At 65.5% G+C, this 13,514-nt stretch carries 13 protein-coding genes; 2 read left to right on the forward strand and 11 right to left on the reverse strand.

Annotation, left to right across the window (positions count from 1 at the left end):
• Positions 1-51 precede the first annotated feature (51 nt).
• The 11 genes from A5702_RS24480 to A5702_RS24525 all read right to left on the reverse strand — a co-directional run bounded on the left by A5702_RS24480 (position 52) and on the right by A5702_RS24525 (position 7,309).
• Positions 52-255 (reverse strand): hypothetical protein, encoded by a 204-nt coding sequence (locus tag A5702_RS24480; protein ID WP_067824190.1) that lies wholly within the window; start codon positions 253-255, stop codon positions 52-54.
• Between the two features lie 66 nt (positions 256-321).
• Positions 322-987: a nitroreductase family protein gene (locus A5702_RS24485; protein WP_067309135.1), complete on the reverse strand. Its 666-nt coding sequence runs from the start codon at positions 985-987 to the stop codon at positions 322-324.
• Positions 984-1,370, reverse strand: a complete 387-nt coding sequence (locus A5702_RS24490; protein ID WP_067309132.1) for a Rid family hydrolase — start codon at positions 1,368-1,370, stop codon at positions 984-986. The genes A5702_RS24485 and A5702_RS24490 overlap by 4 nt, the downstream gene beginning before the upstream one ends.
• 32 nt (positions 1,371-1,402) lie before the next feature.
• Positions 1,403-2,344 (reverse strand): NADP-dependent oxidoreductase, encoded by a 942-nt coding sequence (locus A5702_RS24495; protein WP_231965203.1) that lies wholly within the window; start codon positions 2,342-2,344, stop codon positions 1,403-1,405.
• A 76-nt stretch (positions 2,345-2,420) separates the two neighbouring features.
• Entirely contained in the window at positions 2,421-3,899 is a 1,479-nt protein-coding gene (locus A5702_RS24500) for an NAD(P)/FAD-dependent oxidoreductase (protein ID WP_067824193.1), read from the reverse strand.
• Positions 3,889-4,404 carry a hypothetical protein gene (locus A5702_RS27090; protein ID WP_231965205.1) on the reverse strand — a complete coding sequence of 172 codons (516 nt, stop codon included), beginning with the start codon at positions 4,402-4,404 and terminating at the stop codon, positions 3,889-3,891. Before A5702_RS27090 ends, A5702_RS24500 begins: the two co-directional genes overlap by 11 nt.
• A 56-nt stretch (positions 4,405-4,460) precedes the next feature.
• Entirely contained in the window at positions 4,461-4,892 is a 432-nt protein-coding gene (locus tag A5702_RS24505; RefSeq protein WP_067275569.1) for a cupin domain-containing protein, read from the reverse strand.
• 551 nt (positions 4,893-5,443) lie between these two features.
• Positions 5,444-5,659, reverse strand: a complete 216-nt coding sequence (locus A5702_RS24510) for a hypothetical protein (protein ID WP_068077068.1) — start codon at positions 5,657-5,659, stop codon at positions 5,444-5,446.
• Positions 5,656-5,871: a hypothetical protein gene (locus A5702_RS27095; protein ID WP_231965198.1), complete on the reverse strand. Its 216-nt coding sequence runs from the start codon at positions 5,869-5,871 to the stop codon at positions 5,656-5,658. Before A5702_RS27095 ends, A5702_RS24510 begins: the two co-directional genes overlap by 4 nt.
• 630 nt (positions 5,872-6,501) lie before the next feature.
• Positions 6,502-6,813, reverse strand: a complete 312-nt coding sequence (gene usfY, locus A5702_RS24520; RefSeq protein WP_067275576.1) for a protein UsfY — start codon at positions 6,811-6,813, stop codon at positions 6,502-6,504.
• A 115-nt stretch (positions 6,814-6,928) separates the two neighbouring features.
• Positions 6,929-7,309, reverse strand: coding sequence for a phage holin family protein (locus tag A5702_RS24525; RefSeq protein WP_067824197.1), 381 nt, complete (start codon positions 7,307-7,309; stop codon positions 6,929-6,931).
• Between the two features lie 456 nt (positions 7,310-7,765).
• Between A5702_RS24525 and A5702_RS24530 the strand changes: the two genes are divergently transcribed.
• Positions 7,766-10,564 carry a LuxR family transcriptional regulator gene (locus A5702_RS24530; protein WP_068224583.1) on the forward strand — a complete coding sequence of 933 codons (2,799 nt, stop codon included), beginning with the start codon at positions 7,766-7,768 and terminating at the stop codon, positions 10,562-10,564.
• A 91-nt stretch (positions 10,565-10,655) separates the two neighbouring features.
• A complete protein-coding gene (locus tag A5702_RS24535; protein ID WP_067824202.1) occupies positions 10,656-13,463 on the forward strand; it encodes a LuxR family transcriptional regulator in 2,808 nt (935 codons plus the stop codon).
• Positions 13,464-13,514 lie beyond the last annotated feature (51 nt).

Below are 13,514 nucleotides of genomic sequence, written 5' to 3' on the forward strand. Positions count from 1 at the left end.
GTGACGATGGCGGTGCGCCAGATCCCTTGCTTGCGAGGGTCATCGGCGGTTTCAGAGCGCCTTTCTCAGACTCTTCAGCTGCGCCAACGCATCGATGTCGCTCCTGGTGATCCCCTTGTGCCGGTTGGTTTGCGCGCTGTGGTCGTCGACGGGGATGGTCGCCTCGACCTCGTTGGCGCCGATGTCACCGGAACCGACGGATCGCTTGGAGCTTTGGGGGTTGCCGGGGCTTCGACCGCCGCAGTCGCCTTCCACATTGTCCTCCTTGGAATTTCGCTTCCGAACGGGCGGTAGTCCCGCGGCTTGATTCCGGTGCTGTGCTCACCACCGGTCGAAATGCAGCACATCGTCGAGCGGTATCCGTTTGGCGCGCCGGAATGTGGTGCCGGTGTAGTACGCGGTGGGAACAGTCGTCGCGTGGTAGACGTTGTCGGGTAGTCCGAGAATCGCCCGCATGTCGCCGTCGGCCATGATGGTCACCCCGGTCCACGTCGTTCCCAAGCCCCGGGACCGCGCGGCGAGCATGTAGCTCCACGTGGCGGGCATGATCGAACTCCAATACTGGTTGGCGTTTTCGGCCGTCAGCACGCCGTCACCGTCGATGACCTCGACGCACGGGATCATCAAAACAGGGACCTCGCCGATGTGCTCGGCGAGATACGCCGCGCTGTCGGACACCTTGCGCTGCTCGCGGTTGCGCACAGGGTCGTCCTTGAACCGATCGGCGACCGCGAAAGGCGAAGCGACGATCAGCTCCCATGTGCGCCGATACACGTCGGCGATCGCGCGTCGCTGTCTTTCGTCGGTGACGACGATGAAACTCCAGTTCTGCACGTTGGCCGACGTCGGTGCCTGCACCGCGATCTCCAGGCATTCCCGGATCAGCCCGATGGGCACGGGTTTGGTCAGATCGAGGCGTCTGCGCACCGAGCGGGTCGTGGTCAGCAACTCGTCGATCGACAACTCGACGACGGGGTAATCGGTCATGCCGGCAGGATGGCGGTGACTTCGACTTCCACGCGGATGTTGGGCCACACCAGCCCGTCGATGATGCTGAACATGGCGGCGGGTTGGTGGCGGATGATCTCCTTGCTCACCGCCAGGTAGGCGGACGCATACGCACGGCTGGTGACCCATTGGCGCATGTAGACGATGTCGGTGAGCTTGGCGCCGGCCTTGCCGAGCGCGTTTTCCACATTGATCCAGCACTGCCGGGCCTCGTCGGTGAAGTCCTCGGGCAGTGTGCCGTCTTCACGCACCCCTGGTGTTCCGGAAACGAAGATCTGTGTCCCGCCGGATACCGCGATGGCGTCGGCGTAGTGTCCGATGTGTGCCGCCACTCCGGTTAGGATCGGGGTAATAGTTGTCATCTTGAGACTCCTTGTTGCTGTGCGATTTTCGGTTAGCTTCCGGGGTTGTCTGTCGTGAGGACGACTCCGCTGGGCTCGTGGCCCGCCACAACATGCGCCAAGGCGGCGGCGGCCTGATCCAGGCCGCAAGACCGCGGGGTGGGCATGGTCAACCTGCCCGACGCGAGAAGCGCGGTGAGGCGGTCGAGTTGGGGCCCATCCGAGCGGACGTAAACCGCCGTCACGCCGATCCCGCGGGTCGATGCGGGTAGGTCGGGGGTGATGGTCGCCAGCCGGCCGCCGCCGGCAAGCGCGGTCATCGCCGCAGCAGCACCGCCGGGGGCGGCGTTGGCGACGGCGTCGATCGAGTCCTTCGCCAACGCCTTCGCGTGCTGTGGCCACAGCGGATCGCGATAATCGAGCACTTCGCGGGCGCCATGCCGTCGGACTCGGTCGGCGCTGCTCGGGCCGGCGGTGGCGAGCACGTCGACCCCGCGCATGGCCGCCAGCTGGACGATGAGGCCGCCGGTGATTCCGCCCGCGCCATGAACGAGCAACGTTTCTCCGCGGTGCAGGCCCAATGCCTCGCCGACCACCTGGTCGGCGGTCAACGCCGGCACCGGAAAGATCGCTGCGGTCCCCCACGGAATCTCGCGCGGTTTGCGGGCGAGCGAGCCCACCGGCGCGATCAGAAGCGGCGCCCAAGTGCCTTGATCGCGCAGCGGCACGGGGTGACACAGCACTGCATCGCCCACGCTGAATCCGTTCTGGCGATTGTCACCGACGGCCTCGATGACGCCGGCGGCCTCGACGCCGAGCGCCAGCGGGGGAGGCCTGCCGACGTCCCAACCGCCGTAGCGAACGATGTTGTCCCAGTTCCCAACCCCGGCGCCACGAGTTGCGATCAGAACCTCGTCGGACGCCAAAGGTCGCGGGTCGGCCACTTCGAACGTCTCCACATTGCCGCCGGGGGTGCGGACCCCCGCTACCAGCATGGTCACGGTCAGACGACCGGCCAGTTGTAGGTCATCGTGGTTCCTCTCGAACACCGAGATTGACGGGTTGATGCGCCTAAGCGGTTTTCTGCGCTTTCTGCGCCGCGGTGCTCAGCAACGCCGAAAGTTCCGACTCTTCCGCGAGTAGCGGATCCCAAACCTGATTGACCGTCGGATGCGGCGCGACCGCATGGCGCAGGAGAGTGACCGGGATTTTCGCGACGACGGCCAGCGTGGCCGCTTGAACCAGTTCGGAGAATTGTGGGCCGACAAATGTCGCTCCGAGCAGTGTGTTGGTCTCGTCGTTGATGACCAGTTTCGCCCAGCCTTGAAACCCATCACGGTATAAGGCGAGGAATGACACGGCGCCGGGGTAGCGGGCCGTTCGCGTCCGTACCGCGAACCCTTCTGCCCGGGCTTGACCTTCGGTGCGGCCCACCCAGGCGACCTGAGGGTCAGTGTGGATAACCTGCGCCAGGCTGCCGGCATCACGGGCGGCCAATTCGTTGTCGGCCAGCTCCCGTCCCGCGGCCCGCGCGACGATGATTTCGGCCACGAGACGTCCGTGGTAGGTGGAGATGTGAGACAACCGCGCACGCCCAGTGGTATCTCCGAGAGCGTATAGCCAGTCGCCCGTGACACCGACCGCCTGGAGATGGTCGTTGACGCAAACGCTTTCGCCGCCCGTCAGGCCGATGGTTTCCAGTCCGATGCCGTCGGTGTTGTTGCGTCGTCCGGCGGCCAAGACGACCTCGTCTATCTCGATGGTGCGGCCGTTGAAAGTCGCGGTGACGGGTCCGCCCGCCACGGGTCGGGCCACCGCCGACAACTGTGTCTCCAAATGAATCTTGACGCCACTGCTGCGCAGTGACTGCGCGACCAGATCGCGAGCTTCGGGTTCGCAGTTGCACAGCAGCGTGTCCTCGCGCACCACAAGCGTTACCGATGACCCCAACCCGCTCAGGATGGTCGCGAACTCGACGGCGACGGGGCCGCCACCCACCACCAGAGCGCGTGGTGGCACCCGTGTCATGGTCGTCAACTCCCGATTGGTCCACGCACGCACTTGCGCCAGACCAGGTATCCCCGGCACGTACGGACGCGTGCCAGTGGCCAGCACGACCGCGTGGCGTGCAGTCAAGACGACTTCGGTGGTATCTCCGAGGGCGTAGGCCACGCGCACCGTTCGTTCGCCGCTCAACCGGCCGAACCCGTGAAACACTGCTACACCAGCTTGCTGCAATGATGCCGTCCGCTCTTGGTCCGAGAGGTGCTCGATGAGTTCGTCTCGTTTCGAGAAGACGGCCGTAAGATCTAATTTCGTTCCCGAGAAAGCTTCTCGCACACCAGGAACCGACTTCGCGAGGTTGAACACCTCGATTGGGCGAAGTAGGGTTTTGCTCGGGTTGCAGCCCCAGTAATGACACTCGCCGCCGACGAGGCGATCCTCGACGAGGGCTACCGAAAGGCCAACCGAAGCCAGCTTCCGCACGGCGGCCACACCGCCCACCCCGCCGCCTATGACGATCACGTCAAATTGCTTACTAGCCTTCATCTCGCCTCATTTCCGAAGATGGGTACGTCCGGTCGCGTTTCGCTGATTCGCCCGTCTGACAGAGGTGGCTCGCGTCGGGGCACGCACTCCCAAACCGGCTCAACGTGCCGAGGACCGCGTAAGCCGCTGCGGCGCTGGCCGCGGAGAAGACACTGTAGCTAAGCGGCGCTTCCACGCCGAGCGATGCAGCCATCGCGATGCCAAATATTGTGAGTACCAGGGAAGTCGCTGCACCGACAAGCTTCGGCCGCCACCCGGTCAGGAGCAAGAGTCCCAGCGTCGCCTCGGTTACGGTGGCAGCCCACACAATGACGGTCAGTAAACGACGAGAAGCAAACGGAATAAGTTGGTGGGTGTAGTCGGCGAAGGAGCCCATGCTCCCCCAGCTACCCTGCCCGAACGGCTTCCACCAACCGAATCGATCGGCTACGGCCGACAGGAAGGCCGTTGCCAGCGAAAAGCGTAGCGCGATTCGGACAATGCGAATCGGATCATGTATGGGCATGATTGGCCAAGAGCGGATCATTCCAAACGGTTTCATGGCGGTTCGCCCCGGCAAGTTCATTCTGCGTTGTCGTCGGTCGTGAGCGGTCCGTCTCCGGTGTCTAACAGGAAAACTGCTAGCAATTCGGCGGGTTCGGTGGCACTGGCGTTTTCACTGATGGTGTGGTGCGCGCCGGGAGCTTCACGCCACGTCTCACCGGCGTGATAGACGCGAGCAGGCTCGCCCTCGACTTGGCTGCGGATCGCCCCGGAGATGACGTAGGCCATGATGAACGCCGATTTCGCGTGGTGGTGCGCTCCGCTTTTGGCTCCGGGCGGGTAGCTGACGGTCACTGCTTGCAGTGATTTGCCCGGGACATTGGTAGGTTGGTTGAAAACTGTTCGGACAACCGGTTTTTGATCCAAGTTCTCCGGATCCGGCTCGGCCTGGGCCCCGGGTGCGAGCGTCATAGCGATTGTCAGCGCGGCAAGTGCTGCTTTCAGAAACATCTTGGTTGCCTCCCTTTTTCGTCTTCCGCTACACGCAAGATCGTGTTGCCAGTGACGCGCTTGCCGGTACGGGTTTTGGTTGTCGGGGAAGCCCCGGGCTCGGGCTGTACGCTGACGAGCTCAAGGCCGAGATCACGGACCCGGTCGAGAAGCCCGTAAAGCTGTGATTGGTCGCGGATTTCACCTGTGAACATGCTTTCGTGCACACCGGGCTGGAGGCGCATCCCTTCTAAAGCGGACCCGAGGCGCTCCGTCAGGCGGCCTCGAATGCAGATCCGATACATCGTCGACCGCACTTAGCCTCCGCTCGTCAGCTCCTGACTAAGGCTTCACTGACGGGGGGTGAGTCGTCATCACCCGGCGGGCCGATTCACCCGGGTGAGCGCGGAGACGCCATGGCCGGCGTCTGTGAACGGCTGCCAACGGCCGGACCTGAAGCACGGGCCGGAGCCGATTCCTGGCGCGCCCGGCACTCAGCGAATCTGGTCGTGCACGTTGTTGTGTGTGCCCCGGCATGACGGGCCATGCCTGTCGGCGCCACTCCTGAGCCGCTAGCCACGGTGCAGCCAGCCGGCCGTGCGTCCTCGCGCCACCGCTCGGCGGCGCCGGCTGTCGGCGAGGGCGATCAACCTCGCCGTGGCCACGGCTCCCGCGCAGCCCGCGGCGGTGACACCGAAATCGATTGGCTGACCGTCGATCAACGTGAGAACGGCGTAGTCACCGGAGACCACAGCAACGAACAGGAAAGCGTTGCGTAGGCGATTCACAACGCCAGCCACTCCGCCCCGATCGGACGCACAGCGAGGATGCTGCGCAGGTATCCAGTGGGACGTCCGCAGGTCGCACACACCGGGCTGGCGCCTCGTCGGGAAGCCATCTCTCGTTTGTCGTCCACGTAGGTCGCCATCGCCCATCGGACCATCTCCAAGCAGACCTCACACAGCACCTCAACGAGGTCGCCGTCCGTGTTTAGCCCCACCTGGTCACATCCGTCGACAGCATGTATCTCGGCGACCGCTACTGCGGGCGCGCCGCATGTTTCGCCGCTCGACAGCCCTTGGGCAGTACAAATGGGCCGCAACGTGTTCAGCTGCTGCTCGATTCCGAGGGCGGCGTCCACCGCGTCATCTCCGTTCCGGTGCGCCCACCGTCGGGCAAGGGCGGCGGCGTCCCAGATTCGTTGCAGCAGCCGCGATGACCGGCCGGTACCCGGGCCGTATTCGGCAGGTGATCGTTGGGATGGGCGGCGCTTCATCTGGTCTTCTCCAATTCGTGGCTATGGAGTTCCGCGCGATCACGCAGCAGCGCGTCCCGTCATCGCGACCCGCTGCTCGCTGATGCGGCCCTTGGGGTCGGCATTTGGCCGATTCCACGTACGTCCGCTCGCGATCTGTCATGCGAGCATTTATCGACCCGGGACGAGTGGTCATCACCCGGTCGGCTCATTCACCCGGGCGATTTGATGAGTGCTGCTCGTGTCACGAGCGCACGCGAACTTCTTGACCCAAGACAGGGACGAGCTATTTGTGTTGTTGCGCAACATGACACAATGACGGCGGGATAGGACGCCCCTGCCCGTCAATGTCGCCGGGATGCTCGCAAGTGGTGATCAGCGTATGGGCGGAGGTCTACGACTCCCTGTGTGCGCAGCGTCCCACCGCGCATCGATGCGCGTGACGCGACGAAGCTCTATGGTGAGCCACAGCGTCGCGGCGACGGTGGCGAGAACGGCAACGAGCACCGAGGTGCAGAGCCATTCGTAGCGCCCATAGGCGGCTTCTGCTGCCGAGCTGATCAGCCCGCACGTGGCCACGGCCAGCAGAACCAAACCCGGCCAGAAGAAGTTGTCCTTCACGGCGATACCCGCGTGGGGTTGCGTGGTGCGGCAGTGATCCGTCGGATCATCATGCGTGTCTCCCATTAGCACTCCCCTTCGTCGTCTCGCCGGTGACCAACAATCCATCCATGGCGGACCCGCACGAAATGCCCGACCTCTATGCGGACCACCGGGGCGTGCGACCGCTTGGATGCGCGATTCAGGTCGAGCCTGCCCCGGCCCGGTTGCGCAGCTCGGGCAGCGTAATCGCCCCAATGGTGGTCACGAGCCACACCACCACCGTCGTCGCCAGCCAGGATGGCGCGCCATCGATGGTGAGCCCGTGCGTCAATTGCGAAGCGAGGGTCAACGCGACGATCGTCAATGCCAAGCCCGCGCCTCCAAGCAGCAATGACGCGTACTCGCGTGACATCTGCATGATCGAAAAGGACAGGCTTGCTTGCATTATGGTGAACGCCAGCACTCCGACGACATATCCCGGTATCGAGACCACGACTCCGGGAACAATCCACGCCGCAACCAGTAGTCCGATCCCCCACGATGTCAGGAGCACGCTGGCGAACCGCAGGATTTGCCTCATGCCGAGGTGTAGGTCGCCGAGCCGGGTCCGCCGCCCAATCCGATGTTGTTGCCGGCTGACTCAGCGCACATCGCTTAGTCCTTTCCCGAATCACCTACTGCTGGGGCGTGCTGCGTGTCTGGCATTCGCCCGGCCATTGGGGCGTAGGTCCTGCCGGAGTCAAGCTTGGGCGCCCTGCGGGTGAGCTGTCTTCACCCCGCGGCATCAATCACCCGGGTGAGGAAATGACTAGGCTCCCCGAACGCGCACGCTGGGCCCATCGCCAATCGCGGTGCTGAGTAGCGCGGTGTCGGCGTCGCTGGGCGCCCAGCATCGAGGGTGGGCACGTACGGCCCGATCGGTGTCCTGGCTATTCGCATACACTAACTACCAGCGCTAGCGGTTGCGAGAATCTGTGGACGACACGACTGAGAGGCCTACAGCCCGCCTACTGCACGTCGGGGGGCGCCGGTTCGCGTGAGCATCGCAAGGCCATCGGGGAAGCTCCGCATACCGCCGATTCGGGGGCGGGCGGACGAGCTGAAGGAGATCGCCGAGCTGATCGCCGCGGTCACTCAGGGGCGCGGCGGCGTGCTGGTGATCGAGGGGCCGCCGGGCATCGGGAAGAGCCGATTGTTGACCGAGGTTTTGGCGCTGGCCGACAAGGCCGGTGTTCGGGCGCTGTTCGGCGAGGCGTTCGAGTACCAGCAGGCGGTGCCATTTTTCTCACTGTTCATGGCGACCCTGCGTGCGGATCCTCCTGTCGGTGATGCGGAGGCGTTGCGCCGCCTGGGAACGTCGGCCGATCTCAGCTACTGGGTGGTGCGCGACCTGCAGGCCGCCATATACGCCGCCGCATCCCGAAAACCGTTGGCGATCGTTCTCGAGGACGTGCACTGGGCCGATAACGCGACCTTGCTGGCGTTGCGGTCGCTGGCCGCTACGCGGCCCGATGCCGCGGTGCTGTGGGTGCTTACCGCCCGGACCGGCGCCGGTGGGCCGGCGGTGCAAGAAACGCTGTCGGTGCTGCAACGCGCGAATGCCACATTTTTGCGATTGGGGGCCATGACGCCGGACTCGGTCGCCGAAATGGTCTGCGACGCGGTGCGGGCGCCGGCGGATGAGTCCCTATTGAATCTGGCTGCCAAAGCGCACGGAAATCCGTTCCTGGTCAGCGAGCTTGTGCAGGGCCTGGCCGAGGAAGATCGGCTGGACGCAAGCGGCGGGCGAGTCATGGCCACCGGAAATGCGCTGCCGCGACGGTTGGGCGTGGGTATGCAGCAGCGACTCGACCTGCTCTCCGACACTGCTTCGGAGGTGGTGCGGGTCGCCGGAGTGCTGCCGGACCGGTTTTCGGCAGGCTTGCTGGCCGCGATGCTGGGCCGTCAGCCGGTCTCATTGCTCTCGGCGCTGGAGGAGGCGGTCCGCGCGGATCTATTCGTCGAAGACGGTGAGCAGCTGAGGTTTAGGCACGACTTGTTGCGCGAGGCCACTCGCCAGTCATTGCCGCAGTCGCTGCGGCGGGCGATGGAACGCCAGTCGGCGTCGGTCATGCTGAGTATCGGCGCGGCCCCAATCGAGGTGGCCACCCAGCTGGCACGCTGCGCCGAACCCGGAGATCGGGAGGCGATCGAGGCATTACGGCAAGCCGCGCAATCGGTTGGCCGCAGCGACGCGAGTGCGGCCGCGGACTTGACCAAGCGCGCGCTGGAGCTGTTGCCGGCCGAAGATGCTGAGCGTGGATCCCTGGTCGCGGAAACGGTGGAGTGGCTCAACCGGGCCGGCCGCCACGGCGAGGCCGAAGAAATGGCCGTCGTGGCGCTCTCGGAGGCGGTCTCGCCCGAAGTTGAGGCCGAGATCCGCCTCCGGCTCCCGGCGCACACCAAACACAGCACCCAACGGCGGGCGGAGGAAAATCGCAGAGCGCTCGAGTTGGGCGACATCAGCGAGCTCACCCGTACACGGCATCTGGCGTGGCTGGCCTACAACCTTGTGTTGCAGGACAAGAGAGGGCAACAGCGCGCGGCAGCCGACGAGGCTGCCGCCGCCGCGACGGCCACCGGTGATCTCGAGGCCACAATCATGGCCGAGGTCACCCTCGCTTTGCTCGACATTGGCGAGGGGCACAGGGTCCGCGCTCTAGGCCGCCTCGAACAGCTTCATTCGCTCGGCTACACGAATGATGCGGCCTTGGCGCATCACTATGCGGCGATGTACTACGCCATCCTGCTGGCAGTGTTCGGGCGGTTGGACGACGCGGCGGGCCGGATTGCCGACGGCATTGGGCAGGCCCGCCGCGAAGGCAACGCGATGGTCTTCAATATGTGGACTGTCATTGGTGCGATCGTTCACCTCGCTGCGGGCCGGCTGTCGGCCGCTCGCGATGCGGCTGAGTCCCTGCCGCCCCCACAGCCGACGGGCGTGAGCGAGCCGGACCTGCTCCGCATCGTGGTGATGGCCTCGGTGGGTGTGCACACGGATGACCGAAACGTGTTGCAGCAGATGGCCAATGAGGCACAAAAAGCTTACTTCACCGGCTCACCTGCGATCCGTCGAGGAGCGGCGTATGTGCTCGCGCTGGCGGCCTGGCAGCGCGACGACGTCCATGAAGCGGTGCGCTGGCTCGGTGGCGACATCGCCCTGCTCGGAACACCGCTACAGGTCTATGCCTTCGATCGGCTGATCTTGAGTGCGCGGGTGGCCTCGGCCGCCGGTGACGCCGGCTTGCGCGCACGGGTCCTGCAGGCCACCGAGGTGCTGGAGTGCGAGCAGCCCGCGGTCCCGCTGTTTTCAGGGGTTGCCGGATATGCCCGCGGCATACTCGGGCGTGACGCCATAGCATTGGTGGCTGCCGCGGAGTTGCTTCACTCGTCGGCGCGGCCGCTTCTCTACGCCGGCGCTGCCGAGGATGCCGGCGCCGAGCTGATTCGCGCAGAGCGCGACCTTGAGGCCATCGACCACCTGAACGCGGCTTTCGACACTTACGTCGCGTGCGAAGCGGTTGCCGATGCCCGCCGGGTCGGCCGGATGTTGCGCCGACTAGGGGTGGAGCGCCGCATCGTCACGCACCCGAGGGCGGCAACGGGCTGGGACAGCCTCACCGATTCCGAACTCAGGGTCATCAACCTCATCGCACAGGGCGCGACCAACCGCTCAGTCGCGCAGCAATTGCATCTCTCCCCGCACACCGTGAAGACACACGTGCACAATGCCTTTGCCAAGCTCGGGATCACTTCCCGAGCCCAACTGAGCCAGCGCATCCGCAGCGCCGATTGATCGACAGCAAATCTCGTTGATGCCGTGCACGGCCTACAATGACGTGCACTGCAATGGCAGTCCGGTAATCAAACGCTAGACAGGACACCCGATGGGGCCTCCAGCCGGCCTATCCGACACCGGCGGCCAACGCCTGGTCACACCTCCGATTCGAGGACGGGCGGACGAGCTGAAAAAGATCGGCGCACTGGTTACCGCGGTGGCGCAGGGCCGCGGCGGCGTGCTGGTCATCGAAGGGCCACCCGGCATCGGAAAGAGTCGGTTGCTGACCGAGGTGTTAGTGCTGGCCGAGAAGTGCGGCGTGCGCGCGCTGTTCGGGGAGGCGTTCGAATACCAGCAGACGGTGCCGTTTTTCTCGCTGTTCATGGCCACCCTCAACGCCGATCCCCCGGTCGGAGACGCAGAGGCGTTGCGCCAGCTAGGTGGCTCGGCCGATCTGCGGTATTGGGTGGTGCACGATTTGGCCGACGCGATTAATGCCGCGGCCGCTCGGACCCCGCTGGCGATTCTGTTGGAGGACATCCACTGGGCCGACAACGGGACGCTGTTGGCGCTCCGGTCGCTCGCCACCGCGCGGCCGGATGCGGCGGTGTTGTGGGTATTGACTGCCCGCACCGGGGCGGGCGGCTTTGCGGTGCAAGAGACGTTGTCGGTGCTGCAACGCGCGGATGCCATATTTCTGCGAGTGGGGGCCATGACACCTGATGCGGTCGCCGACATGGTCCGAGACGCAGTGCGTGCGGAAGCCGATGTGTCACTGCTGAATCTGGCCGCCAAGGCGCATGGGAACCCGTTCTTGGTCAGCGAGCTTGTCGGCGGCCTGGATGAGGAGAACCGACTGAACGTCAGGGGCGGCCGGGCGGTGGCCACCGGACACGGGCTGCCTCGCCGTCTGGGAGTCGGCATGCAGCAGCGACTGGATCTGCTCTCCGGTAGTGCGTCGGAGGTGGTGCGGGTGGCGGCGGTCCTGCCGGACCGGTTCTCGGCCGAGCTCTTGGCAGCGATGCTAGACCGGCCACCGACGTCGTTGCTCTCGGCGCTGGAGGAGGCGGTGCGCTCGGATTTATTGGTCGAAGACGGTGAGCGCCTCAGGTTTCGGCACGACCTGCTGCGCGAGGCCACCCGGCAGTCGTTGCCGCAGTCCTTGCGGCGGGCGATGGAGCGTCAGTCGGCATCGGCCATGCTTGGCCTGGGGGCCGCCCCGGCCGAGGTGGCTACCCAGCTGGCGCGCAGCGCCGAGCCGGGAGATCGAGAGGCGATTGACGCACTGCGCCAGGCCGCGCAAGCGGTTGGCCGCGGCGATGCCAGCGCGGCCGCGGACTTGAGCAAGCGCGCACTGCAACTACTGCCCGCCGGCGACACCGAATATGGATCGTTGGTCGCGGAAACGGTGGGGTGGCTCAACCGGGCCAGCCGCTACGGCGAGGCCGAAGAATTGGCCGACTCGGCGCTCGCGGAGGCGGCATCGCCGGAAGTAGAGGCCGAGATCCGTCTTCGGCTCCCGGTGCACACCAAGCACACCGACCAGCGGCGGGTGGAAGAGAATCGACGGGCGCTTGAGTTGAGCGGCATCAGCGAGGTCACCCGGGTCCGGCACCTGGCCTGGCTGGCGTACAACCTGATATTCGACGAAGGCGGCCAACGACGCGCGGCCGCCGACGAGGCGGCCGCAGCCGCGAAAGTCACCGGTGATATCGAGGCCACGATCATGGCCGGCCTCACCCACGCTTTGCTCGATGCTGGTGAGGGGTACGCGTCCCGCGCGCTACGCCGTTTCGAGGAGCTCCGCCCGCTTGCTTACACGAATGAAACAGCGTTGGCGCATGCGTATGCCGGAATGTACAACGCAAACCTCCTGGCAGTCGTCGGCCGGTTGGACGACGCGACGGCCCGCATCGCCGACGGAACAGAGCAAGCCCGCCGGGAAGGCAACGCGATGGCTCTCGCCATGTGGGCCGTCTTTAGCGGGCTTGTCCACCTCGCCGCGGGCCGGCTGTCAGCCGCTCGCGATGCGACGGAGCGCCTTCCGCCGCCCCAGCCGACGGGGGCAACCGAGCACGACGTACTTCGCATGGTGATCCTCGCCGAGGTGGCGGCACACACCGATGACCGAAACTTGCTGCAGCAGATGGTGAATGACGCCCGTGCCGCCCACTCCACGGGCTCCGCCGGCATACGTCGAGGGTCGGCGTATGTGCTCGCGCGGGCGGCGTGGCAGCGGGACGATGTTCATGACGCAATGCGCTGGCTCGGCGACGTCATCCTGCTGGCGACGCCGTTTTTTCCCCATGCGTTGGTTCGGTTGATCCTGGGTGCGAAGGTGGCCTCGGCCGCCGGTGACGCCGGCTTGCGCGCGCGGGTTCTGCAGGCCACCGAAGTGCTGGAACGTGAACGGCCCGCGCTGCCGCTGTTCGCGGCGGTGGCCGCCTATGCCCGTGGCATCCTCGAACACGATGCCCAAACCTTGGTGGCCGTTGCGGAGTCGCTTCGCGGGTTTCCGCGGCCGCTGCTGTACGCCAGTGCTGCCGAGGACGCCGGCGGCGAGCTGGCTCGCGCACGGCGCGACGCCGAGGCGATCGACGAACTGAACGCGGCGTTCGACACCTACATCGAGTGTGAGGCGATTGCCGATGCCCGCCGGGTCGGCCGCACATTGCGCCGATTAGGCGTGGAACGGCGCATCGTGGCTCACCCGCGGTCAAAAACCGGCTGGGACAGCCTCACCGATTCCGAACTCAAGATCATCAACCTCATCGCACAGGGCGCGACCAACCGCGACGTCGCCACGCAGCTGCATCTCTCCCCCCACACCGTGAAAACCCACGTACACAACGCTTTCGCCAAGTTGGGCATCACTTCCCGTTCCCAACTGGCGCGGCTCATGCGCGACCCTGGGTGACGTGCACACCTAGAATGGTGTGCACTGCAGTGGCAGTCCGGTAGATGGAAG

It is taken from the genome of Mycobacterium sp. E3339, from assembly GCF_001666915.1.
GTDB lineage: Bacteria > Actinomycetota > Actinomycetes > Mycobacteriales > Mycobacteriaceae > Mycobacterium.